This window comes from Hymenobacter sp. J193, from assembly GCF_024700075.1.
Classification (GTDB): domain Bacteria; phylum Bacteroidota; class Bacteroidia; order Cytophagales; family Hymenobacteraceae; genus Hymenobacter.
This window is the reverse complement of record NZ_JAJONE010000001.1, coordinates 2,346,796-2,372,226: the sequence shown is the minus strand read 5'-3', so window position 1 is coordinate 2,372,226 and position 25,431 is coordinate 2,346,796. Positions and strand designations below refer to the sequence as shown.

23 protein-coding genes and 2 pseudogenes are annotated in these 25,431 nt (G+C 61.3%); 9 read left to right on the top strand and 16 right to left on the bottom strand.

Annotation, left to right across the window (positions count from 1 at the left end):
* Nucleotides 1–68: 68 nt before the first annotated feature.
* On the top strand, nucleotides 69–770 hold the full coding sequence (locus LRS06_RS10315) for a formylglycine-generating enzyme family protein (RefSeq protein ID WP_257871411.1): 702 nt from the start codon (nucleotides 69–71) through the stop codon (nucleotides 768–770).
* Between the two features lie 114 nt (nucleotides 771–884).
* Here the strand turns inward: LRS06_RS10315 and LRS06_RS10310 are convergent, their stop codons facing one another.
* Complete coding sequence (locus tag LRS06_RS10310; RefSeq protein ID WP_257871410.1) at nucleotides 885–2,543, bottom strand: hypothetical protein; 1,659 nt, start codon at nucleotides 2,541–2,543, stop codon at nucleotides 885–887.
* A gap of 237 nt (nucleotides 2,544–2,780) precedes the next feature.
* On the opposite strand from LRS06_RS10310, the gene LRS06_RS10305 reads away from it, so the two are divergent.
* Entirely contained in the window at nucleotides 2,781–3,188 is a 408-nt protein-coding gene (locus tag LRS06_RS10305; RefSeq protein WP_257871409.1) for a hypothetical protein, read from the top strand.
* 135 nt (nucleotides 3,189–3,323) lie between these two features.
* Nucleotides 3,324–3,554 (top strand): hypothetical protein, encoded by a 231-nt coding sequence (locus LRS06_RS10300; RefSeq protein WP_257871408.1) that lies wholly within the window; start codon nucleotides 3,324–3,326, stop codon nucleotides 3,552–3,554.
* Nucleotides 3,555–3,642: 88 nt separating this feature from the next.
* On the opposite strand, the gene LRS06_RS10295 is transcribed toward LRS06_RS10300, so the two are convergent.
* From LRS06_RS10295 to LRS06_RS10275, 6 genes and pseudogenes are all read right to left on the bottom strand, one after another.
* On the bottom strand, nucleotides 3,643–4,629 hold the full coding sequence (locus LRS06_RS10295; RefSeq protein WP_257871407.1) for a DUF2156 domain-containing protein: 987 nt from the start codon (nucleotides 4,627–4,629) through the stop codon (nucleotides 3,643–3,645).
* A gap of 136 nt (nucleotides 4,630–4,765) precedes the next feature.
* Nucleotides 4,766–5,632 (bottom strand): 23S rRNA (adenine(1618)-N(6))-methyltransferase RlmF, encoded by an 867-nt coding sequence (rlmF, locus tag LRS06_RS10290; protein ID WP_308239897.1) that lies wholly within the window; start codon nucleotides 5,630–5,632, stop codon nucleotides 4,766–4,768.
* Entirely contained in the window at nucleotides 5,623–5,751 is a 129-nt protein-coding gene (locus tag LRS06_RS25385) for an RlmF-related methyltransferase (RefSeq protein ID WP_308239896.1), read from the bottom strand. Before LRS06_RS25385 ends, rlmF begins: the two co-directional genes overlap by 10 nt.
* Before the next feature lie 194 nt (nucleotides 5,752–5,945).
* Nucleotides 5,946–6,403 (bottom strand): annotated as a pseudogene (locus LRS06_RS10285) (cold-shock protein).
* A gap of 302 nt (nucleotides 6,404–6,705) precedes the next feature.
* On the bottom strand, nucleotides 6,706–6,915 hold the full coding sequence (locus LRS06_RS10280) for a zinc ribbon domain-containing protein YjdM (protein WP_257871406.1): 210 nt from the start codon (nucleotides 6,913–6,915) through the stop codon (nucleotides 6,706–6,708).
* 84 nt (nucleotides 6,916–6,999) lie between these two features.
* Nucleotides 7,000–7,608 (bottom strand): pseudouridine synthase, encoded by a 609-nt coding sequence (locus LRS06_RS10275; RefSeq protein ID WP_257871405.1) that lies wholly within the window; start codon nucleotides 7,606–7,608, stop codon nucleotides 7,000–7,002.
* Nucleotides 7,609–7,761: 153 nt separating this feature from the next.
* Between LRS06_RS10275 and LRS06_RS10270 the strand changes: the two are divergent.
* A pseudogene (locus LRS06_RS10270) lies at nucleotides 7,762–7,929 on the top strand (NAD(P)-dependent oxidoreductase); the annotation flags it as partial.
* A 311-nt stretch (nucleotides 7,930–8,240) separates the two neighbouring features.
* The gene (locus LRS06_RS10265; protein WP_257871404.1) at nucleotides 8,241–9,329 is read left to right on the top strand and encodes a M23 family metallopeptidase; all 1,089 of its coding nucleotides are present in this window, start codon (nucleotides 8,241–8,243) and stop codon (nucleotides 9,327–9,329) included.
* Between the two features lie 75 nt (nucleotides 9,330–9,404).
* Here LRS06_RS10265 and LRS06_RS10260 read toward each other — a convergent pair whose 3' ends face one another.
* The 6 genes from LRS06_RS10260 to LRS06_RS10235 form a co-directional block, all read right to left on the bottom strand.
* Complete coding sequence (locus tag LRS06_RS10260) at nucleotides 9,405–10,730, bottom strand: serine hydrolase (protein ID WP_257871403.1); 1,326 nt, start codon at nucleotides 10,728–10,730, stop codon at nucleotides 9,405–9,407.
* A gap of 33 nt (nucleotides 10,731–10,763) precedes the next feature.
* Nucleotides 10,764–11,468, bottom strand: coding sequence for a LytTR family DNA-binding domain-containing protein (locus LRS06_RS10255; RefSeq protein ID WP_257871402.1), 705 nt, complete (start codon nucleotides 11,466–11,468; stop codon nucleotides 10,764–10,766).
* Nucleotides 11,469–11,730: 262 nt separating this feature from the next.
* Complete coding sequence (locus tag LRS06_RS10250) at nucleotides 11,731–12,840, bottom strand: bifunctional 3-deoxy-7-phosphoheptulonate synthase/chorismate mutase type II (RefSeq protein WP_257871401.1); 1,110 nt, start codon at nucleotides 12,838–12,840, stop codon at nucleotides 11,731–11,733.
* A 174-nt stretch (nucleotides 12,841–13,014) separates the two neighbouring features.
* Nucleotides 13,015–13,860, bottom strand: coding sequence for a prephenate dehydrogenase (locus tag LRS06_RS10245; protein WP_257871400.1), 846 nt, complete (start codon nucleotides 13,858–13,860; stop codon nucleotides 13,015–13,017).
* The gene (locus tag LRS06_RS10240) at nucleotides 13,857–15,047 is read right to left on the bottom strand and encodes a pyridoxal phosphate-dependent aminotransferase (protein ID WP_257871399.1); all 1,191 of its coding nucleotides are present in this window, start codon (nucleotides 15,045–15,047) and stop codon (nucleotides 13,857–13,859) included. The genes LRS06_RS10245 and LRS06_RS10240 overlap by 4 nt, the downstream gene beginning before the upstream one ends.
* Nucleotides 15,048–15,073: 26 nt before the next feature.
* The gene (locus LRS06_RS10235; protein ID WP_257871398.1) at nucleotides 15,074–15,958 is read right to left on the bottom strand and encodes a prephenate dehydratase domain-containing protein; all 885 of its coding nucleotides are present in this window, start codon (nucleotides 15,956–15,958) and stop codon (nucleotides 15,074–15,076) included.
* 590 nt (nucleotides 15,959–16,548) lie between these two features.
* Between LRS06_RS10235 and LRS06_RS10230 the strand changes: the two genes are divergently transcribed.
* Nucleotides 16,549–17,616 (top strand): tetratricopeptide repeat protein, encoded by a 1,068-nt coding sequence (locus LRS06_RS10230; protein WP_257871397.1) that lies wholly within the window; start codon nucleotides 16,549–16,551, stop codon nucleotides 17,614–17,616.
* Between the two features lie 76 nt (nucleotides 17,617–17,692).
* Here LRS06_RS10230 and LRS06_RS10225 read toward each other — a convergent pair whose 3' ends face one another.
* A complete protein-coding gene (locus tag LRS06_RS10225) occupies nucleotides 17,693–19,300 on the bottom strand; it encodes a VWA domain-containing protein (RefSeq protein ID WP_257871396.1) in 1,608 nt (535 codons plus the stop codon).
* A 422-nt stretch (nucleotides 19,301–19,722) separates the two neighbouring features.
* Here LRS06_RS10225 and LRS06_RS10220 point away from each other — a divergent pair, with 422 nt between their 5' ends.
* A complete protein-coding gene (locus tag LRS06_RS10220) occupies nucleotides 19,723–20,484 on the top strand; it encodes a porin family protein (protein WP_257871395.1) in 762 nt (253 codons plus the stop codon).
* 501 nt (nucleotides 20,485–20,985) lie between these two features.
* Here the strand turns inward: LRS06_RS10220 and LRS06_RS10215 are convergent.
* Nucleotides 20,986–22,926: a von Willebrand factor type A domain-containing protein gene (locus LRS06_RS10215; RefSeq protein ID WP_257871394.1), complete on the bottom strand. Its 1,941-nt coding sequence runs from the start codon at nucleotides 22,924–22,926 to the stop codon at nucleotides 20,986–20,988.
* Nucleotides 22,927–23,116: 190 nt separating this feature from the next.
* Between LRS06_RS10215 and LRS06_RS10210 the strand changes: the two genes are divergently transcribed.
* Nucleotides 23,117–23,743, top strand: a complete 627-nt coding sequence (locus LRS06_RS10210) for an RNA polymerase sigma factor (protein WP_257871393.1) — start codon at nucleotides 23,117–23,119, stop codon at nucleotides 23,741–23,743.
* The gene (locus LRS06_RS10205) at nucleotides 23,730–25,013 is read left to right on the top strand and encodes a TonB family protein (RefSeq protein WP_257871392.1); all 1,284 of its coding nucleotides are present in this window, start codon (nucleotides 23,730–23,732) and stop codon (nucleotides 25,011–25,013) included. The genes LRS06_RS10210 and LRS06_RS10205 overlap by 14 nt, the downstream gene beginning before the upstream one ends.
* An 83-nt stretch (nucleotides 25,014–25,096) precedes the next feature.
* Here the strand turns inward: LRS06_RS10205 and LRS06_RS10200 are convergent, their stop codons facing one another.
* Nucleotides 25,097–25,339: a hypothetical protein gene (locus LRS06_RS10200; RefSeq protein WP_257871391.1), complete on the bottom strand. Its 243-nt coding sequence runs from the start codon at nucleotides 25,337–25,339 to the stop codon at nucleotides 25,097–25,099.
* Between the last annotated feature and the right edge of the window lie 92 nt (nucleotides 25,340–25,431).

Genomic DNA, 25,431 nt, shown 5'->3' with positions numbered 1-25,431 from the left:
TACGGACAAGTACCGCGCGGGCTATACCTTGCAGCGCCTTAGCTGACCAGCAGCCTACCTTCTTTCCCATGCTCCCTTCCCCGGCCCTTGCTTCCGCTGTTGATACACTGCAGGCACAGTTAGTAGAAATTCCTGCTGGACAAATCCAACTGCGCGACGACCGGCTGAAGCGGCAGTGGCAGGTAGACGTCGGGCCGTTCTGGCTGGCGGCCTTTCCCATCACCCAGGCCCTGTATCGGGCCGTGACGGGGGAAGCGCCCAGTCGCTTCTTGGGAGAAGAGCACCCCGTGGAAATGGTTTCCTGGCACGAGGCCGTGACGTTCTGCAACCGCCTTTCCGAGGCGGCCGGCCTCACCTCGTGCTACCATTTCGGGCCGGAAGCCGAGGCCGTCCGGTTCGCCCCTCTGGCCCCTGGCTACCGGCTCCCAACGGAGGCCGAGTGGGAATATGCCTGCAAAGCCGGCACGCCCGGTACTCGCTACGGGGAGCTCGACAACATTGCCTGGTACAAAGGAAACTCAGGGCAGACCACCCAGCCCGTGGGCCAGAAGCTGCCCAACGCCTGGGGCCTCTACGACATGCTGGGCAACGTATGGGAATGGTGCTCGGATATTTACGACGAGGCCGTGTACGGCTCCTACCGCATCATGCGGGGTGGGGGCTGGTGCGACGAGCCCCGGGGCTGCCTGGCCACCAACCGCCGCCGCAGCCACCCCCGCAGCTTCCAGATAGATGACTTAGGCTTCCGGGTGGCCCGCAACGGTCACTAGCCCTGCTAGCAAAGCCGCCTCCTCGTATAAAAACCCCAAGCGACTTGGGCGTATCAGCCAGGAGCGCCAGTTACTCTGGTTGTTACGCGTTGCCTGCTTCCCCTACTTGGCTGCTCACGTCTTGCGCACCAGCTTGAATCCGTCCCGGGTTACCTGGTACAGCTGGCCCTGGATGGTAATGGTTTCGCCTTCCAGCAGCTTGCTCAGATCGAGCAAATCGGCTTCCATGGTGTGCAGGCTGAAGCCATGCTTGCGGGCCAGGGCCAGGTACCGGGGGTTGATGTAGTCGTGCACCCCGCACAGGATGATGCGCACGTGGGCGGTGGTGTTTTTGAGCAGTCGGGTATCGCGCGGGAAGGTGTGGTTGTCGGCAATGAGGATGAGGTCGGTGGAGTCGGAGGTGAGCTGCTGGGCGTGGAGCAGGGCCTCGGCGTCGTTTTCGGGCGCGTCGCCGCCCCCGCCGGCCTTCATGGCTTCCACCAGCTTGTTCTTGATGGCCTCGTAGCTGTCGGTTTTCACGGAGTAGAAGCCCCCGGTTTTGCCGATGTGCTTGGTTTTGTCGGGCTGGTCGTCGCCGTCGTTGAAGAACACGAAGGTTTTCTTGTCTTCGAGGACGCTCAGCTGCAGCCAGGCCAGCAGGTCGTAGGTGTAGGGAAACATGCTGCCGGTCACGTCCGTCACCACCACTTCCTTGCTCCACTCGGGGTGGCGCTGCATCACGCGGGCTACCACGTTGGCATCGGGCGGCAGCACCAGCTCGGGGGCCGTGGTGTCGGCCAGCAGCTCTCCGGCCGGGGTAATGCGGGCCTCACAATAGTTCCGCTTGCCCTTCTTTTTCAGAAACACGCGGTAGAGGCGAGCCACGGAGTCGGGCAGGGAAAAGTCGGTAATGGCCAGATCGGGGCGGCCCAGCAGCTGAAACGGCCCCAGTGGCAGCCGCACAGCGCCCTTCACCTCAAATGGAAACTGGCGCCGGTGAATGTAGAACCCCGAGGCAAACACCACGCTTTGGCGGATGGCTTCTTCCAGCTCTGCGGGGCACGTAAGCTTGCTGTTGGGCAGCACCCGCACCTGCCGGGTAGCACCGTGCTCATCCACCGACATTTCAAACCGGATGATCTGCCCGATGCGCTGGGGGCACCGGTACGTCCGGCGCAGGTGGCGGGCCATCTGGCGGGTGGAGGCCCGGGTAAAGGGTAGATTACACGCTACCTTCTTGCCTTGCTTTTTGCGGGCGGCTTTTTTCTTCGCCAGCTTTTTATCCAGCAGGCGCAGCTTGCGCGTGAGGCTGTCGAGGTCGGCGCGACTGGTAGCGGCAGTGGCGTGCCGGGCCACGTACACCACAAACCCATGGAAGAAAGGCTGGCACTCCGCGGGGCTGTTGCAGCCGGTTTGCTCCACCAGCGTCCAGGTAATGGACTCATCCTGAAGCAGACCCGGCAGGCCCGCCGCCAGGTTGCGGATGCGGCTCAGGTTGAGCTGGCGCTGGTCGAAGGTTGGGTTCAGGCGGAAGGCCGTGTACACCAGGTCTACGCGTACAATGTGCCGCTCCCGCAGGTGCAGGGCCTGCAAATCGGCCCCCGAAAAGGTGGAAGGCAGCCGGATGGCCTCCAGATCGGGCAGCGGCTGGTAGCGCGCCGTGCGGTAGGCATTGAGCTGTTCGTAGAAGGCGCTCAGCTCCGCTTCCGAAAGAGCGGTTTGCGCGTAGCCGGAGCCGGCCAGAAGCACGAAAAACAGGCTGCCAAACAGGGCACGAAGAAATACAGTAAGCATAACTCAGGATAAACACTACACCAGAGGCCAAAATACGGTTTTGCCCGGAAGAACGCCTACAGGGCCGGCAGAGGCCTGTTGCCGAAACGCAGCGGGAATGTCCGTTCGGGCTTCAATGCCGGGCAGCAGCTGATTTCGGTGCTGGCAAAAGGGGAAACCTTCCGGGGCCGGGCTCCGAATACGCTATGCTGCCGGTTGATGCCGACGGCGCCGTCGTTTCGCTATACCAGGTACGCTATGGGCAAGCACAAAAAGAAGCACTCGAAGAAAGACACTGTATCGGAGGACCTGTTCGAGGTAGCGGCTCTTTCCATCCGCAACTACCGGAAGGTAACCAATGAAATAGCCAAGCTCAGCACCGGCCAGAAGCTGGTAGGCGGCCTGGTATTGCTGGCCGCCGGCTACTTCTACCTGGATAAGACCAAGCAGGATGACGGTGTCAACTCGCTGCTGGCAGGCCTGAACCTGCCGTGGCAGCCCAAGCCCACCGCTAAAGCAACGCCCCCGCCGCCAACCGCCAAGCCCGCGCCGGCAACAGCTTCCGTGCCGGCCGAAGCACCCCGAAAAAGCCGTAAAGCCGCTAAAACAGGCAAAGCAGCGGGCGAATTCGGCAAGAAACCCGCCGCCAGCCCCGACGACCTGTAGCGGCCGGCATCACCCGCCTCGGTCGGATTTAATGTTAAGAATTGCGTTTGCGGCAACCTTGAGCCGGCGAATTGCGGATACCGGTATCATGCTTTTTTGTACTGCATCCGTCTCGTTCATTTACCTGCAATAGCCATGACCAAGAAGAAAAAAGCCAAAATCGGAAAAAAGAAGAAAACCATGTTTACCGGGGCCGTGAAGTCAATCAAGAAGCTCAGCACCACCCAGAAAGTGGTGGGCGGCTCCGCCCTCGTTGCGCTGGGCCTGGGTTACCTCGCAGCCCGACGCGGCAGCTTCGCTACAGCTCCCGACATAGACGCCAACACCGGCGAGACGCTGAGCTCCACCGAGGGCGCCAGCATTTAGGGCAAAGACCTACGTAAATCAGGGCCCGGCGGCCGAAGCATGTATAGCTTCGGCCGCCGGGCCCTGGCTGTGATAAGCTGCCTGCGCGCTACAGAATATGGTTGGCGCGCGCCAGCCGGGCCAGGGGCAGCAGCGGCAGGCGGTGCGGCGCTGCCAGATAACGGGGCATGTCGAAGCCCGCAAACTCGTGCTTGCTTTTTGACAGGTTGGTGAGTGGGTGGTAGCGGTCAATAAGGCGGAACGTTACGTCCCGGCAGTAGTCGTAGACCGAGGAGGCCGGCAGCAGCTGACTGCCGCTGGCAGGGCCGATGCACCCACCCAGCGACAGGTACTGGTAGCCTTCTGCCTGGAGCTGCCCGGCCAGCATAGCTACTACTGATAAGAATACGCCCCAGATTTTGGTGGGCAGCAGCCGGAACTGGTGCAGCTGGTAGCCCTTCAGCCCCCCATCCTGGTACCAAGGGTCGAGCACGCAAAAGCCCAGCGCCGTGCGTTCAGGCCCGGCCTGAATGACGAAAAAACGTACGTCGGGCTCATGCGTGAACTGGAGCAAGCGGGAGATAAAGCCAATTTCTTTCTGGGCTGGCGACAGGCGAATAAACTCCTGGTTGATGGCTTGCAGCTGCTCCCGTTCGGTGGCACTCAGCTCGGCCAAGTTGCGCTCCGCCAGGTTAAGCTGAGCCTTACCAGCCTTTTTCAGGGCTCCCCGCGTGGAGGCCGAAAATACCCGCGGACACGTCAGATCCAGGCAGCGCTCCGTACCAATGCGCACAAACCGCATGGGGTGCGCACTAGCCTGCGCCAGAGCCGCGGCGGCATCTTCACTCAAGTACCCGAATATACTTCGGGGATGCTGCTGCAGAAAGGCCCGCAGCAGAGCCGGTCGCTCAACGGGCCCGGCAATAGGGTCGCCGAGGACCACATTGCCGGCCAGCGTACGGCGGTAAGCCAGGAAGCCAGCCGGGTGGTCGAAGTACCGCAGGTTGGGTTGCAGCGCGGCGTAGGCATTGGGGTCAGAAGCACACCGGCGCAGGGTTTCGAAGCGGGAGACAGGAGCAGAAGCGGCAAGAATCATAGCAGGCTGCCGGCGCTTGGTGGCGGTGGCGCCCGGCAAAGCGAAAGGTACGCCACGCGCCACCTGCCCGTCAATCCCCTGATGATGTGAGCTGCAAGACGAAAAACCGATTTTGCTGCGCCGCTCAGTGCATGTTTTATACCTGCGGTGCTGGCTGAGCGCCCCAGCGCTTGGTGCGCCAGGCTTGCTGCTGCTCCGCGTCAAGGAACGTCCAGGCTACGAGGCGGCTGATTTTGTGGCCCTGGGTCATAGGAATGGTGCGCACGTCGGTGGCCTGCAGCTTCTTCAGCGACTTGTACAGGCCGGGCAGGGTTTCCTTTTTCGATACCAGGGTGGTAAACCAGAAGAAGTTATGACGGTTGAGGGCACTTTCCTCAGCCATGCGCCACAGAAACGTGGCCTCGCCGCCAGGGTACCACAGCTCCGACGACTGCCCCCCGAAGTTGGGAGTGGACGGAGCGGTTTTGGCCGTGCCCAGGTTGCGCTCCTTGCGCTGGCCGGCGGCCTCGGCCTCGGCCGGTGAGCCGTGGAAAGGCGGATTGCACAAAGTCAGGTCGAAGAACTCGTTGGGCTTCACCATTCCGCTGAAGATGTCGGTAGACTTGGGCTGGAGGCGTACTTCCACCGCACCCGCGAGGGAAGGGTTGCTAGCTGCAATCTGCCGGGCCATGCGCACGGCCGCCGGGTCCACATCGGAGCCCACAAACTTCCAGCCGTACTCCCGGTGCCCGATGATGGGATAGATGCAGTTGGCGCCCACGCCCACGTCCAGCACCCGTACCATACGGCCGGTGGGTACCACACCTTCGTTCACGCTGGCCAGCAGATCGGCCGTGTAGTGTACGTAGTCGGCGCGGCCCGGAATGGGCGGCGTGAGGTAGCCGGCCGGAATATCCCAGTTGGGCACGTTGTAAAACTGCTTGAGCAGGGCCTTGTTCAGGGCCTTCACCGCCGCAGGATTAGCAAAGTCGATGGTGGTGGTCTGGTACTGATTTATGGCCACAAAGGCGCCAGTTCCGGCATCACCTGACTGAGCCGGGCAAAATCGTACTGGCCCCGGTGGCGGTTGCGGGGGTGTAGGCCTTCTTTCTCGGCGGCGGGGTCGTGGGGCAATTGGCTCATGGGCAGGCAGAAAAGAAAACTGGCCTTCCGCCAAAGCGCCGGGCCGCCAGCAAAGCTAGTGAGAGTTGTATGGAGACAGCGCCAAGGCCGGCACCCCAACTAAGGAGGATACCCTGGCAAAAATGCCAAAACGCCTGCCGGTCCGCGCAGAGCACGGTACGGCAGGCGTCTTTATAGCAAATAACAGAACAGGCTTAGCTTTCCAGCTTCACGCGCACGGCAGCGGGGCCTTTCGGGCCCATTTCCACCTCAAACGAAACCTTATCATTTTCCTTGATCTGATTGATGAGGTTGTTGGCGTGCACGAAAATACTTTCCTGCGTTTGCTGGTCTTTGATGAAGCCGTATCCCTTGGAGTCATTGAAGAATGACACCACGCCCTTGCGGATAGGGTCTTCCGGGGCCATGTCTTCCTGCTTCATCACGTTGATGCGGATGTCCTCTACCTTGATTTCCTTTTTCTTCTTGGTAGGGTCCGGAGGCGTAGCGGTGATGTTGCCATCCTCATCTACATAGGCCAGCATATCTTCCAGGTTCTGCCCTTTTTTGGCGTTGGCCTGGCGCTCTTCTTTTTGTCAGCCTTATCGTTGCGCTTTTTCAGGCGCTTTTTTTCATTTTCCTTCTTGCCGAAGGTGGCTTGTGATCTGGCCATGTGGTGGTGTAGTCGTGATGATATCCGCTTAGACGAGCAAAGCCGGGAGAAAGGGGCACTAGATAATGAAAATATACACGCTTAATCTCCTGAAGGTTCACTCCGGGCTGCCAATATATTGGATAGAAGATAAAGCCGGCGTGGAGTCGGCGCGGAACCTTAGTCCGCGGCCGCCCTCGGTTGCTCAAACCATCGGCTAAGTGCCCGGGTGCTGAGCTACGGTAGTGCAAAGCTAATGCTTATTCCGGCAAGTACGCCCTGCCGCTGACCGGAGCCACCGGTGCTGGATGGCCAGCTGAGGGTTAGGCCTTCTTCACGAAAGCGGTTTTGAGCACCATCATCGAGCCCCCGGCCCGGCCTTCCACTTCCTCAGGGCTGTTGGTAAGGCGAATGTTCTTGACCACCGTACCGCGCTTGAGCACGGTGGAAGAGCCTTTCACTTTCAGGTCTTTGATGATGTGCACCGAGTCGCCGTCCTGCAGCAGGGCGCCGTTGCTGTCTTTTACGTCCATAAGATGGGGCGCCGGGAACAGGTTTTGTCGGCGCGGCGCGAATATCGGCAAACTTCCCCGGCCAGCTTCGGGCAGTGTTTTATATCAGCCCAGAGGGCCGAAGTCGGGTACCTCCCGCACTGCGCCGCCTGCCAGCCCGGACAGCGTGACCTCGCCAATGCGCACGCGCACCAGCCGCAGGGTAGGAAAACCCACGGCCGCCGTCATCTTGCGTACCTGCCGGTATTTGCCTTCCGTCACGGTGATGCTTACCCAGCTGGTGGGGCCGTGCCGCTCGTCGCGGATGCGGCGGGCGCGGGCCGGCAGGTCGGGCGCGGCGGGCAGGCGGTACACCTGGCAGGGGAGGGTGCGGTACTTGTCGCCGTGCAGCCCGATTTCCACGCCTTCCCGGAGCTGCGACAAGGCTTCGTCGGTTATCAGGCCATCTACCTGGGCGTAGTATTCCTTTTCCACGTGGCGGCTGCGCACCAGCTCGCTCAGCTTGCCATCAGTAGTGAGCAGCAGTAGTCCTTCGCTGGCCTCATCCAGGCGGCCGATGGCCATGGTACCCTCCGGAAAGTCGTACAGCTCGCCCAAAAAGTGCTTTTTACGGACCTCGCGGGGTGCCTCGCTCCGAAACTGGCTGAGGTAGCCGTAGGGCTTGTGCAGCAGAAAGTGGCGGTGAATGGGCGGCGCGGCGGCTGGATCAAGCATAAGCAACAGAGGGCGACCCGGCCAGGTAAATGCCGGGCGCGCAAATGAACGAGCAAGGTACGCAGGTCCACTGTGGCGCCGCCCCGGCTATAACCCCTGCAACGGGCAGAGCGTTAGGCAAAGCTCACCAAAACACGCCTTTAGCGGCTTGCTATGTCCGATAAACCAACGCTTTTTCCGCCCCAGCACCAGGACGAACAGCCAGGCCGGGAATCGAGCATGACCCCGCAGCCCGAGTTTATCCGCCCCGGCTACCAAGGCCCCAACAAGCTCCGGGGCAAAATTGCCCTTATCACGGGCGGCGACTCCGGCATCGGCCGGCCGTGGCCGTGCAGCTGGCTTCCAAGGGCATCCGCGTAAAATCCGTAGCGTCGGGCAGCCTTCGGAAGTAGCTCCAGCCTACGTGTTTCTGGCCTCGGAAGACGGCTTCTATTTTACCGGCCAAACGCTACACCCCAACGGCGGCAAGGCGGTCAATGCCTGATTGGTTTCCAGAAGGATATAAAGCAAAGCGCCGCGCAGGTTTCTGCAGGGGGCTTTTTTGTGGCCTGCCCAAGCCGGTCCATTACCTGCAGGCAACCCCAGGCCCTGGAGCAGCATCTGCCGGAAACATCTTCTCTTTTTTCCGCCCCATGCTGTTTCCCTACCTTTTGGCCCTGGCCGCTGCTATGACGGCCCCCGCCGACCAACCCCAACCCGTGACCGTAACCGTGGCGCCCACCCGCGTGCTGCTGGAAGAGCGGGCCGGCTCCCGCCTCAACTTCGACTTCCAGGTGCAGGCCGGCGCCGACTCGCTCTGGCTGCAGAAAGTGGAAGTATCGGTGTATGATAAGGCCGGGGCGCTGGTGGTGCGTAAGTTCGTCGACAACAATGGGTTCAGCCCCAGCGTGACCAGCCTCTCGCACCGGGTGTTTGCGCCGGGGCAGCCGGCATTGGTGTTCAACCCGTTCCACACGTTTCCGGCGGATGTGGACGTAACCCGGCTGCGCTACACCTTCGAGTTTCAGACCAGCAAACAGGCCGAGGTGACACAAACCCTAGAGGTACGGCCGGAACGCTACCAGCCCAAAGCGGCGCTAACCATTCCTCTCAAAGGGCGCCTGCTGATCTGGGACGGGCACGATGAGCACGCTCACCACCGCCGCCTCGACTTCCAGCACCCTGTAGCCAAGCAAGTGGGCATCCGCAGCAACTTCATGCGCTACGCCCACGATTTTGTGGTGGTGAACGAGGCCGGCGACAAGCATACCGGCGAGGGTAAAAAGAACACCGACTACTTCGGCTTCAACCAGCCCGTGCAGGCCCCGGCCGCGGGGCGAATAGTAGCTTCCTACGCCCAGCAGCCTGACAACGACAACGGCCAGGACTACTTCAACCCGCGTGATATGGTGGGCAAAGACCCGCTGCTGCTCTACGGCAACTACGTGGTTGTCGACCACGGGCAGGGCGAGTTCAGCTTGCTGGGCCACCTCCGGCAGGGTAGCGTGCAGGTGAAGGTGGGCGACCAGGTGCGCGCCGGCCAGGTACTCGCCCACGTGGGCTCCTCGGGCAGCTCGTACTTCCCGCACCTGCACTACGAGTTGCGCACCGGCCCTGACCTGAACGTGGAAGGACTGCCGGCCTACTTCCGCAAGTTCCGGCTGGTGCGCGGCAGCCAAAGCCGCGCCGTACCCCAGGGCGCCCTCGACAGTGGCGACATCGTGTTACAGGAAGCCAAATAGCGTTGGCCGGAAGCCAGTCGGCCCCGCCTGTGCGGGTTGCATAGGCGGGGCCGACGGAATGAAAATCTGGGGGCGCTATTCCCGGGTGAACAAACTCTGGCCACCGGCCTGGCGCAAAATAAACGTGTGTTTTTCGGCGTCAAAATCCATCTGCAGGCCGGCTTCGGGAAACACAAACTGCGTTTTGGACTTGGGGGTAAGCGGGAAGGCGCCCTGGCCGGTAGCCTGACCCATGAGGGTGTTGCCTTCCACCGTCACATTGATTTTCAGCGGCATCTGGGCGCTGGCGTAGGTGCCTACGTAGGGCTTCAGGTCGGCGGCCGTGAGCGTGACGGAGCTGAAGTCGGGCAGGCGGTAGGGCAGGTTGAAGTAGATGGACAGCACGCCCAGCAGCACGTCGTTGGTGGAGTAAGGAGTGTTGCCGGAATAGGCTACCGTCAGCTTTTCGGCCGGGAAGTGCATCAAGCCGGCGCGGAACCCATCAATGATGCCGAAGTGGCCGTAGCTCTTGCGGCCGTTGAAGGGCATCATCATCATGCCCAGGCCGTAGCCGTCCTGCACAGCCTGCATCTGCTGCAGGGTGGCGGGCTTCACGAGCTTGCCCGAGAACAGGCCTTCCATGAAGCGCGCCAGATCCTGGGAGTTGGACACCACGGCGCCGGCGCCGCCCGGAATGCTCATGTCGGTTTCGGGCTGCGTTTCCCAGCTGGTGCCGTTCCACTTGAAGGAGGCGGCCTCGTGCTTCTTGGCGTCGATGCGGCTGCCGTAATAGGTGTCTTTCAGCTTAAGCTTGTCGGCAATGCGCTTCTGCAGGGCCTGGGCATAGGGCTGCTTGGTGACTTTCTCGACGATATAGCCGAGCAGCACGTAGTTGGTGTTGCTGTACTCGTACTTGGCACCGGGCTCAAAATCGGGCGGGGCAGCGGCCATAATCGTCAGCAGCTCGGCCTGGGTTTTGGGCTGGGTCATGTACTGCAGGTAGGCTTCATCGGCAGTGAGGCTGTGCAGGCCGCTGCGGTGCATAAGCAGCTGCTGCACCGTGACTTTGGCGGCGTTGGGCATCTGCGGAAACCAAGTGGCAATGGGCGCGTCCAGCTTCAGCTTGCCTTCCTCTACCAGTTGCATCACCATCGTGGCCGTTATCAGCTTGCTTACTGAGCCCACCCGGTAGCGCGTGGCCGCCGTGGCTGGTGTAGTCGTGGGCTTAGTTTGCGCCAGCCCGGTGGTTCGGGAGTAGATTACCTGGCCGTTCTGCACCAGTGTGAGGCTGCCCATGGCTTTGTGATGCGCGTCGAGGGACGTGAGCAGGCTGTCGAGCTTGGGCTGGTTGAGCGTCTGGGCCAGGGTGGTGCCGGCCCATAGCAGCGGCAGCACCAGCAGAGAAAGAGTTTTGCGGAACATAGAACGGTGAGGGAGAGAAAAGATAGTGAGAAGCTATTTTCGGAAGTAAGCCAGCAGCTCGGCCCGGTAGGAGTTGCCGATGGGAATGAGCGTGTTGTCCTGGAGCAGCACGTTGTCGGGCTGCAGCATTTTGATGTGGGCCGCCGCCACAATAAAGGAGCGGTGCACCCGCAGGAAGGCCCCGCCCAGCACCTCCGTCATTTCCTTCATAGTCTGGTGGAGCAGGTAAGTTTTGGTGGCCGTCGTGATTTTCACGTAGTCCTTGCAGCCCTCCACGTATACCACGTCGCCGTGCGGCACCTTCAGCAAACCTTGGCGCTCTTTCACCAGCAGATATTTCCCGGTTTCGGCGTCGGTGGCTGGAGCGGACTGGGCAGCAGGCAGGCGCGCAATGGCTTTCATAAACCGCTCGTAGCTGAAGGGCTTGAGCAGGTAGTCGACCACATCCAGTTCGAAGCCTTCGTAGGCGTACTCGCGGTAGGCCGTGGTGAAAATGGTTTTAGGCGGCTGCTGCAGGCTTTTAAGAAAGTGCAGCCCCGTTACCAAAGGCATTTCGATGTCCAGAAACATCAGGTCTACGGGCTGCTGGGCCAGGTGCTCGTAGGCCTCCATGGCGTTGCGGCACTTGCCCGAGAGCGTGAGGCCGGGCGTCTGCCCGATAAACTGGCTGAGCACCTGGTGGGCCAGGGGCTCATCATCCACAATCAGGCAACGGATGGGTGCGGGCGTGGTGGTCATGGTTGAAAGGCAGAGTAGGCGGCCGGGTAAATGGTTGCAAGGTCGCCAGCCAGCGGCCGAATAATGAGAAAAGTATTTATCCTGCTTGGGCTGCCAGCTGCCGGCACAACTGCTTTTCCGTTGTCTGCCCTGCCAGGAGCAGCTCCACCAAGTATCCAGGCAGATACATAACAGACGTAAAAAGCCCCGGAACACCACGCATTGCATGGCATTTCGGGGCTTTTCTGTACAGATTATTACCGCTTGTCTTGAAGCCTGCCTTTTATTCCATCACCTTGTTCTGGTGGGTAATAGACTCCAGGTGCACGGCCGCCAGATACTGCTCCACAAACTCCGGCGTGAGGCCCACCGAGGCCCCCTGGCGCAGGCTGCGCTCCAGCACCTCGTTCCAGCGGCTAGTCTGCAGAATGGTGATGTCGTTTTCCTTTTTGTACTGTCCGATTTTCTCGGCAATGCCCATGCGGCGGCCCAACAGCTGAATAATCTCGGCGTCGAGCTGGTTGATCTGCTCACGGAAACCGGACAGGGCCGTCAGGAACTCGCGCTGGTCGGTGGTTTCGTGGCGCCACACCAGGTCCTCAATCAGCTGGCCCAGCACCTCGGGGGTAATCTGCTGCTTGGCGTCGCTCCAGGCGTTATCGGGGTCGATGTGGCTTTCAATCATGTTGCCATCGAAGCCCAGGTTGAGGGCCTGCTGCGCTACGCCGAACAGCGTGTCGCGGCGGCCGCAGATGTGGCTGGGGTCGCAGAGCAGGGGCATATCCGGGAAGCGGCGCTTCATTTCGATGGGCAGGTGCCACATTGGGGCGTTGCGGAAGTCGGTGTTGCCGTAGCTCGAGAAGCCCCGGTGAATGAGGCCCACCTGCTCCAGGCCGGCTTTCTGCAGGCGCTCCACGGCGCCCACCCACAGCTCCAGCTCGGGGTGAATGGGGTTTTTCACCAGCACCGGCACCTGCACCCCGCGTAGCACGTTGGCAATTTCCTGCACCGAAAACGGGTTGCCGGTGGTGCGGGCACCCACCCACAGGATGTCCACTCCGAAGGCGAGGCAGTCTTCCACGTGCTTGGCCGTGGCTACTTCCACCGCCACGGGCAGGCCCGTCAGCTCACTGGCTTTCTTGAGCCAGGGCAGGCCTTTGGTGCCCACGCCCTCGAAACCGCCGGGCTTGGTGCGGGGCTTCCAGATGCCGGCGCGCAACGCCTGTACCTTGCCGGTGGCCGCCAGGCGCTGGCAGGTTTCGATTACCTGCTCCTCGGTTTCGGCCGAGCACGGCCCTGAAATCAGGTAGGGCTTGTCGTTGGGCTGGCGGTTGAACAATGCCGACTGCATGGGTTCGGGCGTTTGCGGAGTTGCGGTTGTCTGAGCGTTCATATGATGGAGGGTTGAATGTCTGAAAGGGTTGATTTTTTGGTTTTGAACCGTTTAGAACGTCATTCCGAGCGTAGCCGAGAAATTTCGCTAGTGTAGTAAACTGACTACTGCCACAACATCAGCACGCGAGATGCTTCGGCTTCGCTCAGCATGACGGACGTTTTCTATTGCGCATCAGGGCAGAATCTTGCGGATGTGGTTGGCTTGCTCGATGGCGCGGTGCAGCCCGTCGAAATCCTCGCGGGCAATGAGGTTGCGCAGGTTCTGGAGCTGGTGGAGGTGTTCGTCAAGCACATCAAGCACGTTGAGGCGGTTTTGGCGGAAGATGGGCACCCACATGTCCGGGGAGCTTTTGGCCAGGCGCACCGTGGAGGCAAAGCCCCCGCTGGCCAGATCGAAAATGCGCTGCTCCTCTTTTTCTTTCTCCAGCACCGTGAGGGCCAGGGCGAAGGAGGTGATGTGCGAAATGTGCGAGACGTAAGCCGCGTGCAGGTCGTGGTCGGCCGCGTCCAGAAACAGCAGGTGCATCCCCAGACCCTGAAAAACCCGCTCCACGAGCTGCACGGCGTCGGCGTCGCTGTACTGGGCGTCGCAGACCACCAGGGTTTTGTCGGCAAACAGGTCAGGCACCGCCGCCTCGGGCCCCGAGTATTCGGTGCCGGCCATGGGGTGCACGGCCACAAAGCGGCTGCGGCGCGGGTGTTCCTGCAAATGAGCCAGCAGCGTGGCCTTGGTCGAGCCCACATCGATAACGACTTGCTGCTTTACCTCGTCCAGCACTTGGGGCACCACCGTGAGCATGGCATCCATGGGCACGGCTACCACCACCAGATCGGCGCGGCGCACGGCAGCGGCCAGGTCGGCAGTGGTTTCATCTACCAAGCCCAATTCCTGAGCTCGGCGGGCGTTATCGGTATTCTGGTCTACGCCGATGATGTGCGTGGCCAGCCCAAGCTGCCGCAGACTGAGCCCCAAAGAGCCTCCAATCAGTCCCAGCCCGATTATCGTAACGGTTTTCATCGGCTGAGTGTGGTTGCAGGTTGCCGCTGCTGCCACTGGGCAATGCGCTCCAGCGCCTGGCTCAGCACCTCTTCCGACTGGCACAAGCTCACGCGCACGTAGCCGTTGCCATTCGAGCCGAAGATGCCGCCCGGGGTGATAAATACGTGCGTTTCGCGCAGCACCTCATCACTCAGCGCGTAGCCATCGGCTACCGAAGCCGGCACGGCAGCCCACACGAACAGACCAGTTTGCTCAGGGTCGGGAGTGCAGTCCAGGGCCTGCAGTAGCTCCAGCACCAGGGCGCGACGGCGGCGGTACACGGCGTTCAGTTCAGCGTACCACTCGTCATCGAGGCGGAGGGCGGCCACGGCGGCTTGCTGCACCGGCAGAAACATGCCCGAGTCCATGTTACTCTTGAAGCGCAGCACTTCCTGCAGCCAGTCGGCGCGGCCGACCAGCATGCCCACGCGCCAGCCGGCCATGTTGTGGCTCTTGCTCAAGGAGTTCAGCTCCAAAGCTACTTCACGGGCACCGGGAACGGCCAGCAGGCTCGTGGGCTCGTCGTTGAGAATGAAGCTGTACGGATTATCGTGGACCAGCATGATCTGGTGCTTTCGGGCAAACGCCACCAGCCGCGACAGGAACGCCAAATCGGCGCGGGTGCCGGTGGGCATGTGGGGGTAATTCACCAGCATCATCTTCACGCCCGCCAGGTCCGACTGCGCCAGAGCCTCCAGGTCGGGCAGCCAACCGGCTTCGGCGGTGAGGTCGTACTCGCGCACGGTAGCCCCGCAAAGCTGAGCCACGGCCCGGTAGGTGGGGTAGCCAGGGTTTGGAATCAGCACCGTGTCGCCGGCCTCCAGAAACGTCATGCCCACGTGCATAATGCCCTCCTTCGAGCCCAGCAGCGGCAGTACTTCGGTGGCGGGATTGAGCAGCACCCCGTAGCTAGCCCCGTACCACTCGGCTATGGCCCCGCGCAGAGCGGGCGTGCCCTGGTAGCCCTGGTAGCCGTGGGCCGTGGGCAGCGTCGCCGAGCTGGTAAGGGCCGCCGTCACGCTGGGGTGCGGGGGCAAGTCGGGGGAGCCAATGCCGAGGTTGATGATGCTGGCGCCAGCCTGCTGCATGGCCGCCAGCTCGCGCAGCTTCTGCGAGAAGTAGTATTCGCCGGTGTGGCGGAGGCGGGAAGCGGGAGTCACGTTCATGGGTGGATAACCAATTCGGGCGGGTATTAGTAACAGGCGGCCGTGGGCTCGGCGGGTGCGGGCAGCAGCTCGTTCATTTCGCCGCGGTGGTAGATGCCCAGCACCTGCAAATCCTCGGTAAGTTCGGGCAGCTCGGCCAGCAGCTCGTGCAGATGGTACACGTTGTCGAACTCCACATCGATATGGAAGGAGTAGTGCCAGGGCTGCCCCGGCCGGGGACTCGACTGCAGCTTGGTGAGGTTGAGGCCGTGCCCGGCAATGCGCGTGAGCACCCGCGCCAGCGTGCCCGGGGCGTGGGCCGTGTGGAAGTACAGGGAAGCTTTATCGGCCTGGGGCAGGGCGGGAGCTTCGGTAGTGGCCGGGGCCAAGGCCAGGAAGCGGGTGTAGTTGCCGGGGTCGGCGTGGATATCGGGGGCCAGCAGCTCCAGCCCGAACAGGTGGGCGGCCTGCTCCCCGGCTACCGCCGCCACGCCCCACTGCAGCTCGTCGCGCACGCGCTGAGCACTGCGGCCGGTGTCGTCGGTTTCTACCAGGCGCCAGCTGTGCTGGTCGAGGAAGGGGCCGCACTGGCGCAGGGCCATGGGGTGGGAGTGGACTTCCTTGATGTCGGCCAGGGTCTGGCCCGGCAGCGCCAGCAGGTGCTGGCGGATAGGCAGGTAGATTTCGCCCGTCACGCGCACCGTGCCCTGCTGTAGCAACAGGTAATTGGGCAGGATGCTGCCAGCCAGCGTGTTTTCTATGGCCATCAGCCCGGCCGAGGCGCGCCCATCGGCCACGCGCTGCACCACTTCCTGAAAGGTGGCGCAGGGCTGCAGTGTGGGCTCGGCCCCAAAGTGCAGGCGGGCGGCCTGCTCGTGGAAGGAACCGGCGTAGCCCTGAATGGCAATGGCAGAAAGCGGGGTGGACGACATAGTGAGCAAGAAAAAAGGGCCTCCGTGGTGCGGGGCCCTGGTTGTTGAGAGTTGATGCGCTTGGTTCGTCATCAGCAACAGCGGGCCGGCTGCTTCCTAAAAAAGAAGCAGTAATAGCCGTAGAAACAGAAGCTGGTGGAAGAAGCGGGCATCAGTCAAAGTCAAAAAGAAAGCGCCTCCCGAGCTGGTCGAGAGGCGCTGAAGTTTCGGGGAGGAAAAGCTACAGAGGGGCCGCTCGACTACGCGTGGGCGTAGTAGAAATAAAAGCTAAAAAAGAAGCGGCTCGTGGGCTGAGGCATGAGGATCAGGTGCTTTGCAGGAGCAAGGTGGGCGCTGGCTTTCACAATTCCAAATGAGCAGGCAGGAAATCTTTCATTTCTCCGGGCTTGGTTTTTATCAGAAACCGACGTCCGTTCAATTTTTTAACGGTGCGCCGGGTCATTTTCTCCGGCTGCTTTCGAAGGCGCTGCATCGTTTTTCAAGGTAAACCCCTGCTTCAGATGGCTTATTCCATAGCAAGGCTACCCCCCGGCTAAACTCGGTTTCCCGCGGGCGCGGCGTATCTTCGGCAGCTTATTTGTCGGTTTCTGATGCGCTCCGGTTTTGTGTGCTTTCTGGTTTGGTGCGCCGCTTCGGCCGGGGCGTGGGCGCAAACTTCGCCTACCGAAGCCACTGTGCTCAAGCAGGCCGATGCCCTGCTGGCCTGGCGCAAGTACGAAGCCGCCTTCCAGCTTCTGCAGGTGTTCGACCCCTGGCACCGCCAGCCAGCCGTAGCCCTCCGTGCCGCCGATATTGCCCTGCGCTACCATACCCAGCAGCAGAATTTCCGGGCCTTTAATTTTAAAGACCTGACTCTCACGGAGTCGCTCGACTCCCTGCGCCGCCACGCGTCCGACTCGGTAAGCTACCAGTTTCCGGTAGGCCAGGTGCTCGATTCCCTGCACCGCCGCTTTCCGGCAAACTACAAAGTGGAAAAAGCCCTGGCCGACTATTACTTCGAGCTCCAGCAGTGCGCCTGCTCGGAGGAGGAGTTTTCGGAGGATGAGCTGTTTCAGCGCATGGTGAGCCACTACCGCGTGGCGCACGGCCACGGCTACGGCGACTACCTCTCCTACTACGCCCTGGGCTATGCCTTTATGCGCCTCGGCGACTTTCCGGCCAGTGCCGCGGCCTACGAGCGGTCCATTGCCCTGCGCAAGGACTACGCGCTGGCGCACTTCCAGCTGGCCTACGACTACCTGGAGCTGAAGCGCCTGCCCGAAGCCCGGGACCAGGTCCAACTGGCCGTGGCACTGTTTAAGCAGCCCCAGCTGCGTACCGATGCCGAGTTTCTGCTGGCCGAGCTGGAGCACCGCCTAGCTACTCCTCCCGCCGTAGTTGCCCCGCCCGCCGAATCCCAGACCGTAGCCCCCGACTCGGCTGTGCAGGCTGTTACTGCACTGAGGCCAGCCTCAGTACAGCTGCTGGTACCTGAGCTGCGCTTCCAGCCCGATTCGGTAGAGGCACTGGCGCCCCGGCTGCTCCAATTGGTCGATACAACGCAAGCACCAGCCCGCTTTCCGCAGATGCTGCCAGTGCAGCCGGCCCCGGTGGCACCCGCTCCGGCCGCGCCTCCAGCATCTGGGTTTCTTCTACAACCAGCCCGGGGGCGGGAATAGCGGAGGCGCGGCAGAAAGTTGTTGCCTCGAATAGAGCATGATCAGCTTACCAAAGGCAGGCAGCGGCTCTCCTTATCTACTGCTTGCCCGCTTGGCTTAAGGCCTCTGCCTGAGCTATCAACTCCCGAAACTCGGTCCGGGTGCCATCCGGGTCTGATTGGGTACTACTGCCGGCCAGGGCAGCGGTATTCTGCCAGGAGGCTGAGCCGCGGTAGGCTGACTGCCGCAGCAGCAGGCCAAACTGAGCGGCGGAGGCGGCCAGCCGCAGGTTGTCTGAGGCGTGCTCGATGGGCTCGGCAAACCGTACGCCGCGCACGGGCAGCGTGAGCAGCCGGCTAGGGCTGCCCTGTGGCTCCTGATAGCGCAGCTTCACCGTCAGGAGCTCATCAGTAGCGGTGTAGGCAACGGAGGCAGGTTGCTGGTAGCGCAGGGCATCGGTTGAGGAAGTGGGCGCGGGCCGGCTCCCGGCGGGTACTATTTCATACAGCGCCGTTACTTGCTGGCCGGAGCCCAGTTCCCCGGCATCTTTCTGGTCGTTGTTGAAGTCCTCGGCTGCCAGCAGGCGGTTTTCGTAGCCCAGGAGGCGGTATTGCTGCACCAGGGCCGGGTTGAACTCTACCTGAATTTTCACATCCTTGGCCAGCGTGAACAGGGTACCGCCGTACTGCTGTACCAACACCCGCTGGGCCTCACGCAGGTTGTCGAGGTAGGCGTAGTTGCCGTTGCCCTTATCGGCCAGTAGCTCCATCTTGCTATCCTGCAGATTGCCACGGCCAAATCCCAGCACCGATAAAAACACACCCGATTGGCGCTCCTGCGTGATAAGCCGCTCCATATCAGCGTCGCTTTGCTCGCCCACGTTGAAGTCGCCGTCCGTGGCCAGAATTACGCGGTTGTTGCCCCCAGACAGGAAATGCTGCCGGGCGATATTGTAGGCCAAGCGCAGGCCTTCGCCCCCGGCCGTAGAGCCTCCGGCTTCCAGCCCATCCAGCGCCGCCAGAATTTTCTCGGGCTCCGCGCCAGACGTAGGCGGCAGCACCAGTCCGGCAGCCCCGGCATACACTACAATAGACACGTGGTCCTGCGGACGCAGAGCGCCCTGTACCAGCGCCCGTACCGATTCCTTGAGCAAGGGCAGCTTGTCGGGCTCGTTCATGGAACCTGATACATCCAGGAGAAACACCAGGTTGGCGGGCGGTAGCTGCGCCGTAGGCACCTCGCGCCCCTGCACGCCTACCAGCACCAGCTGATGCGCCGGATTCCAGGGACACTGGGCTACTTCCGCGTTCAGAGAAGCCGGCCCCGCCGTGGGCTGCGGGTAGCGGTAGTGAAAGTAGTTGACGAGTTCTTCCAGCCGCACGGCGTCGGCGGGAGGTAGCTGCCGGTCCTGGGTGAGGAAGCGCCGCACGTTGGCGTAGGAAGCCGGGTCTACATCAATGGCAAAGGTACTAAGCGGGTTGCGCCGGGCTTCCAGAAAGGCATTTTCGTGCACGACGGCGTAATTATCGCGGGGGGCAGCGGGCCGCTCAATCGGCGGAGCCACTGCTTCGGAGTCCGGTTGCAGCTCCGTATAGGCGGGAGCAGCCGCAACTTGGTTCTGGTCTTCGGTAGAGTACTGCTGGGAGCAGGCGGGCAATAGCCACGCGCCAGCCAGCAACCCACACAGGGGCAGCAAGCGGTTCATAAGAGTAGCAGAAAGAAGTGGGTGAAACAGGAAAAGGCTTCACGTGGGTGTCTGCCCTGACCAAGCTCCTGCCTCACTCGCGACAGTGCAGGCAGGAGGGCCGACGGTGTTTCTCTTCGCGTTGAAAAACAAGCCGTTCCGGCAAACAAACGGACTTATCAAACGTCCGGCTTAGGTGAAGTACTTCGGTAGCGCTTCCGGTTTCTTTCATACCGCAGTGGCCGTTACGTAACCCAGTTTTCTCTAATTCTTTTGCGAGCTACCCCGCCGACGCCCCAGCCATAGCCGTTTTTTAGCCTGCAAAGGCCGTTTTTCATTTTTGGCACGGTTTTCCATTAGTACCTCTCCGAAGCCGGCCGGCTGCACGTGCACACGCAGCCCCGACGCTTTTCCACATACCGGAACTCCTAGATCTTACTGCCATGAACACGCGTCTTTTTGGCCGCCTGGCCGCTGCTTGCCTTTTTGTTGCTGCTTCCTTCACCGCCGCCGAGGCCCAGACCCGCACTGTGCAAACGCACCGCGTGGGCTATCCGGCTCCGGCCCGCTCTTCCTACTCACCCGCCAGTTCCAGCTCCGGCGTGAAATTCGGTATTAAGGCCGGCCTGAACGTGGCCGACTGGTCGGGAGACGCGGTGGAAAGTCTGCAAAACCTGGCCGACCTGAGCCAGGGAAGCGTGACCCGCGAAATGAAGCCCGGCTTCCACGCCGGGGTGTACGCCACGCTGCCTTTGGGCGACAAGTTCTCCATTGAGCCTGGCGTGCAGTACTCCGAGAAGGGCATGCGCCTGGCTGGTACGCTTCCCTTCGAACAGCTTGACTTTCTGAATGCCAAAGTAACGGCTACTGCCCGCATGGCTTACCTTGATATTCCGCTGATTGCCAAAGCCCATCTCACGCCTGGCCTGTACATCTATGCTGGTCCGCAGGCTTCTATCCTGCTCAGCAACAAGGCCCGTGTGGAAGCCAGCGCCCTGGGTTTCTCGGCCTACCAGCACGACTTCGACATCAAAAGCCAGTTCCGCCCCGTGGACTTTGCCGTAACCGGCGGCCTGGGCTACCAGTTCGACAGCGGCTTCGGCCTGAGTGCCGGCTACGACTATGGCCTGTCGTCCCTGGATAAGAACAACCGCTTCGACGCGCAGAACCGCGTAATTAAGGCGGCCGTGAATTTCTCCTTCTAACTCCCGGCCTCTCTCCCGCCAGTTCAGCAAAAAGCCCCGCTACAAACGTAGCGGGGCTTTTTACGTGCGGTTCCGGAGGCCGGCTTCTGCCTCTCCTGCATGGGCCGGCTGCGGGATAAACTGGATAGCTGAACTAATAATAACCAGAGAACTATAAGGCACTAAATGGATAATAACATAGGGCAGACCGGAACCACCGTTTCAAGTAAGGGGGCATCTGGCTGCAATCAGATGCGTTGAAACGGTGGCTATGCCGGTGAGTGAGTTGGTAGCCCGGTCTGCCCTGGTGCCAGCAGCGCCAAGCGCTGCCGGTCACCACATGTCGACGTAGAGAAGTTTACTGTCTGATGCCTCTTGACTCAACATCCAAGGCGTTGGTTTAGCATGGCAGAAACCTGCATGCAAAAGTCTGTGAGGTGAGGAAGGTATTTAGATAGATGCCGTCTCCCGAACTATTCCACACGGCTCCGAGCATTTTTTTAAATTATTTTTTCGATAGGCCTAACGGCTTCCGTAGTCGTTGGGCGTGGGCCGGATTCCTTCGGCCAGCTTGATGAGGCGCACCATTTCGGCGCGGTAGCCATCGGGGTCAAACGATTTGGCTTGCCAGGCCAGTTGCGCAGTAGCCTCCCAGGTAGCAGTGCCTCGGTAGTCGCTCTGCCGTAGCAGCATACCAAACTGCGCTACCGCGGCTGCAAACCGCAGATTTTCACTGGCCTGCCGGATTGGGCGGGCCTCGCCGGTCAGAGGGTGAGCCAGCAGCTTGCTGGTGAGGCCTTGTGGCTCTTTATAGCGCAGCTTCACGGTGAGCAGCTCGGCAGATGCCGCAGCCGGGGCTACAGGTGGGTTGGGCTGGTATTTCAAGGGGTCTACGGTGGCAGGAGCGCCAACGGGCACGATTTCGTAGAGGGCCGTTACGGTATGCCCGGAGCCTAGCTCCCCGGCGTCTTTGCGGTCGTTGTTGAAATCTTCGGCGGCCAGCAGGCGGTTTTCGTAGCCTACGAGGCGGTATTCGCGCACCCGGGCCGGATTGAACTCCACCTGCAGCTTTACGTCCTTGGCCAGCGTGAACAGGGTTCCACCAAACTGCTGCACCAGCACCCGGCGGGCCTCATCCAGGTTGTCGAGGTAGGCGTAGTTGCCGTTGCCCTTATCGGCCAGCAGCTCCATTTTTTTGTCCTGATAGTTGCCCTGGCCCACGCCCAGCACTGTCAGGAACACGCCGGTTTCGCGCTCTTCGGTAACGAGCCGCTCCATGGCGTCGTCGCTCTGCTCACCTACGTTGAAGTCCCCGTCGGTGCACAAAATCACGCGGTTGTTGCCTTCGCGGTTGAAGTTTTCCCGGGCTACGCGGTAAGCCAAGCGCAGGCCCGCGCCGCCGGCCGTAGAACCACCCGCTTCCAGCTGTTCAATGGCAGCTAGAACATCGGTCCGCTTGCTGCCGGCCGTAGGCGGCAACACCGTACCAGCCGCGCCGGCATAGACGACCAGGGCAACTTTATCCTGAGGACGCAGCTCCTTGGTGAGCAGCCGTAGCGCCTGCTTTACCAGGCCGAGCCGGTCTTCGCCCTGCATCGAGCCCGATACATCCACCAGAAAAACCAGGTTGGCGGGTGGCAGCTTTTCGGTGGCTACTTTGCGCGCCTGCAGCGCCACTTGCACCAGCTGATGCTCGTTGTTCCAGGGGCACTGGGCCTGCTCGGTGATGATGTGAAATGGCGCCGAGGTGCCGGGTGCCGGCTGTGGGTAGTCGTACTGAAAGTAGTTGAGCATTTCTTCTACCCGCACGGCGTCGCGGGGCGGGTACTGGCCCTGCTGCAGAAAGCGCCGCACGTTGCTGTAGCTGGCCGCGTCCACATCAATGCTGAACGTGCTCAGGGGCTCTTTGCCTACGGTCCGGAAGCCGTTTTCAGCAATGGCGGCGTAGGATTCGCCAGCCCCGGGCTCGGGAGCCGGCGCCAGGTAGCCGGCGACACTGTTGCTATAGGCTCTTGCCTTTCGGTCTTCTTTACTCTGCTGCACCGTGGCGGCTCCGCTTATTTGTACCCCGGCTGCTCTGCCTTGGATGCCGGTCACAACTACCTCGTTGAGCTGTTTGATGTCCGGCGAAAGAGCTACATCGACAACGGCTTTCCCTGTGAGCTTTACGTCTTTCGTCACGTAACCAACAAAACTGAAAGTCAGCGCCTTACTTTCTGCCGGAACCTGCAACGAGTAACGCCCATCCGATCCGGTACTCGTGCCAATAGTAGTTCCCTTTACTAATACGGTAACCCCTGGCAGGCCAACGGCCTTTTTCCCTGTGGCATCCGTGACGCGTCCCTGCACGGAATAAGTAGTCTGCGCTGAAGACGTGGAGCGCACCAACGGCTTCACCGACTGTGCCAGCGTGGGCACGGTGGCCAGCAGGCTGGCAATCAGTACTACATAACGGCATTTCATACGAACACGAGTTAGAGTGAATGGATATGCTTTTGATGCGGTACTTATTCGAATTGCACACGGCTGGCGCAAAATTTCCCGGCAGTGAAAAGCTCCGCACCAGAGGCGGCCCATTGATTTTTAAGCAACTGCTCCTTTTGGTCCCATAAAAACCGTAGCTTCGGAAAGATTCTGCCTGGCCCTCGTGTCTATGTTTTTTCGCCGCCGTTCCAAGTCGCCCACTGAGCTTTCCGATGAGGAACTGCTGCTGCGCTACCGCCAGCACGGCGACGTGCAGGACGTGGGCATGCTCTATGACCGGCACCTGACGGCGGTATTTGCCATCTGCCGCCGCTACCTGCGCCCCGACGAAGACGCCCAGGACGCCGTGATGCAGCTCTTCGAGCAGCTGGTAGAAAAGCTCCGACGCCACGAGGTAGACAACTTCACGGCCTGGCTGCACACCACTGCCCGCAACTACTGTCTGATGGTGCTGCGGGCCCGGCAGCGCACCAGCCCGGAGGGTGGTGGCCCGCTTATCTTGCATTTTCCTGACGCCACGGATATGGAATCGGCGGCCGGCCGGCATCTACCTCCTGATGACCCCGACGAAGCCGCCTCAACCGAAGCCCGCCTCCGCTACCTGGAGCACGCTCTTACCGAGCTGCCGGATGGGCAGCGCCAGTGCCTGGAAATGTTCTATTTACAGCAGAAATGCTACCGCGACATTGCCGACGCCACCGGTTATGATCTTAGCCTGGTGAAAAGCTACCTGCAAAACGGCAAACGCAACCTTAAACGCATGCTTGAATCTTACCCTACCGATGCCGCCTCGTAACCTCACGCTTGTGCCCCCGCCCGCCCCCGACCAGCACATGTCGGCAGAGCTGTTGCGCCAGTACGCTGCCGGTACGCTGGTGCCCGCCCAGCAGTATCATGTGGAGGCCCACACCAGTGAGTGTGCCCGCTGCGCCGAAGTGCTGGAAGGTTTGTCCGTCACCGATTACGCCACTACGGAGCGTGGCCTGGCTTCCGTGCGCAGTCGTTTGCACACGCGCCTGGCGGTGGATGCCGCCCGGCACTCGCACCGCTACGCCGCTTGGACTGGGGTAGCCGCTACGTTGCTGCTGCTGGTGGCAGCGGCCAGTGTCTTCTGGCTGAACTCCCGGCCTTTTATGGCTCGCCGTACCCCGGTAGCCAACACCGCGGCCGAAGTACCCATACTGGCTCCGCAAGCAGCTACCGCGGCAGCAGACAAGCCGGCTCCTTCTGCTACCCCGGCGGCCCCGGTTGCTTCCCCAGTGGCAGCGGCTCCGGCAGCAAGTGCAACTCCAAATGCTGGCCTGACAGCAGTATTTCCGCAGCCTCAGGTGGCTTACCAGAGCCGCGTTGTGCCTCCCCGCATGAGGGACGTCGGCCCAGCGCTGGCAGGCTCAGCTACTGCCCAGCACCCAGCTAATGCCATTTCCACCAACTCACTATCAACCAACCAACTTGCCTCTGCTACTACCACTACATCAACCCCTGTCATTACCTCCGATGCCGCTGAGCCAGCTGCCGAAGCTTATTCCGTGGCGGTAGCGGCTATGGAGCCCCGGCCCAGCGGCTCCCTGCTGGCTACGGCACTACCAGCCCCGCGAGTAGAAGGAGTCAAGCCGTCCGCTGTAGCTATGGCTGGCAGCGCCATCAAATCTACGGAAGTGGCTACGGCTGCTACAGCTACTAATAAAGCCGACAAGCTGCCGGCAACTGCTGCGGCAGCACCGGTAGCTGGGGGCCGCACCGCCATGCAGATGCCGCCTTCCCCGGACTTGGCCTCAGTGCCATTGGGTGGGCATGCGGCGTTTCGGCGCTACCTTAAAAAGGAGCTCAAGTTCCCGGAAGCCGACCGGGCCAAAGGTGTGGAGGGCGTGGTGAAGCTGCGCTTTGTAGTAGCCGCCGACGGCTCGTTGCAGGATATTAAAGTTGTTAGCCCGGTATCGGAAGAGTGCGACGCGGAAGCCATCCGGCTGCTCAAGGAAGGTCCAGCCTGGTACCCTGCTATTGTGCGCGGTAAGCGGGTGCCCACGGTTATGCGCGTGTCTGTCACCTTTAACCCCTTGGAGTAAATTCTGGTATAACCGCAAAGGCAAGGGCCACCGCAACTAACTGGGTAGCTGCGGTGGCCCTTTTACATGAACGGTAGTTATTGCTAGCCGCTGTAGCCACCGCCGCTTTCGGGGGCGGTAGCGCTGCCACCGGGTCCGTCGGGAGCAGGCAGTTCCGGCTCAGTTTTCAGCTTTACCTGGCTATAGTCGGGGGCACCGTTGCCGGCGGTGGGCACGGGAGGCGTATTTTCGGAGGAAGGAGCAGTGGTGGAGGCGCTTTGGTCCGTGGTGGGTGTGGCAGGCGAAGTGGAAAGGGCGTCGGACTCGTCTTCGAAGGTCTTTTTCATGATACAGGCAAAAGGTACAGGTGAGAAGCTTAACCCTGGGCTATACGCAGTCCCGTTGCCCGCAGCCATGAGCGGCACCGGCAGAATTTGGG

Coding starts and splice junctions, on each gene's coding strand:
- LRS06_RS10315 (WP_257871411.1), top strand. CDS start 69: ATGCTCCCTTCCCCGGCCCTTGCTTCCGCTGTTGATACACTGCAGGCA.
- LRS06_RS10310 (WP_257871410.1), bottom strand. CDS start 2,543: ATGCTTACTGTATTTCTTCGTGCCCTGTTTGGCAGCCTGTTTTTCGTG.
- LRS06_RS10305 (WP_257871409.1), top strand. CDS start 2,781: ATGGGCAAGCACAAAAAGAAGCACTCGAAGAAAGACACTGTATCGGAG.
- LRS06_RS10300 (WP_257871408.1), top strand. CDS start 3,324: ATGACCAAGAAGAAAAAAGCCAAAATCGGAAAAAAGAAGAAAACCATG.
- LRS06_RS10295 (WP_257871407.1), bottom strand. CDS start 4,629: ATGATTCTTGCCGCTTCTGCTCCTGTCTCCCGCTTCGAAACCCTGCGC.
- LRS06_RS25385 (WP_308239896.1), bottom strand. CDS start 5,751: ATGAGCCAATTGCCCCACGACCCCGCCGCCGAGAAAGAAGGCCTACAC.
- LRS06_RS10280 (WP_257871406.1), bottom strand. CDS start 6,915: ATGGACGTAAAAGACAGCAACGGCGCCCTGCTGCAGGACGGCGACTCG.
- LRS06_RS10275 (WP_257871405.1), bottom strand. CDS start 7,608: ATGCTTGATCCAGCCGCCGCGCCGCCCATTCACCGCCACTTTCTGCTG.
- LRS06_RS10265 (WP_257871404.1), top strand. CDS start 8,241: ATGCTGTTTCCCTACCTTTTGGCCCTGGCCGCTGCTATGACGGCCCCC.
- LRS06_RS10260 (WP_257871403.1), bottom strand. CDS start 10,730: ATGTTCCGCAAAACTCTTTCTCTGCTGGTGCTGCCGCTGCTATGGGCC.
- LRS06_RS10255 (WP_257871402.1), bottom strand. CDS start 11,468: ATGACCACCACGCCCGCACCCATCCGTTGCCTGATTGTGGATGATGAG.
- LRS06_RS10250 (WP_257871401.1), bottom strand. CDS start 12,840: ATGAACGCTCAGACAACCGCAACTCCGCAAACGCCCGAACCCATGCAG.
- LRS06_RS10245 (WP_257871400.1), bottom strand. CDS start 13,860: ATGAAAACCGTTACGATAATCGGGCTGGGACTGATTGGAGGCTCTTTG.
- LRS06_RS10240 (WP_257871399.1), bottom strand. CDS start 15,047: ATGAACGTGACTCCCGCTTCCCGCCTCCGCCACACCGGCGAATACTAC.
- LRS06_RS10235 (WP_257871398.1), bottom strand. CDS start 15,958: ATGTCGTCCACCCCGCTTTCTGCCATTGCCATTCAGGGCTACGCCGGT.
- LRS06_RS10230 (WP_257871397.1), top strand. CDS start 16,549: ATGCGCTCCGGTTTTGTGTGCTTTCTGGTTTGGTGCGCCGCTTCGGCC.
- LRS06_RS10225 (WP_257871396.1), bottom strand. CDS start 19,300: ATGAACCGCTTGCTGCCCCTGTGTGGGTTGCTGGCTGGCGCGTGGCTA.
- LRS06_RS10220 (WP_257871395.1), top strand. CDS start 19,723: ATGAACACGCGTCTTTTTGGCCGCCTGGCCGCTGCTTGCCTTTTTGTT.
- LRS06_RS10215 (WP_257871394.1), bottom strand. CDS start 22,926: ATGAAATGCCGTTATGTAGTACTGATTGCCAGCCTGCTGGCCACCGTG.
- LRS06_RS10210 (WP_257871393.1), top strand. CDS start 23,117: ATGTTTTTTCGCCGCCGTTCCAAGTCGCCCACTGAGCTTTCCGATGAG.
- LRS06_RS10205 (WP_257871392.1), top strand. CDS start 23,730: ATGCCGCCTCGTAACCTCACGCTTGTGCCCCCGCCCGCCCCCGACCAG.
- LRS06_RS10200 (WP_257871391.1), bottom strand. CDS start 25,339: ATGAAAAAGACCTTCGAAGACGAGTCCGACGCCCTTTCCACTTCGCCT.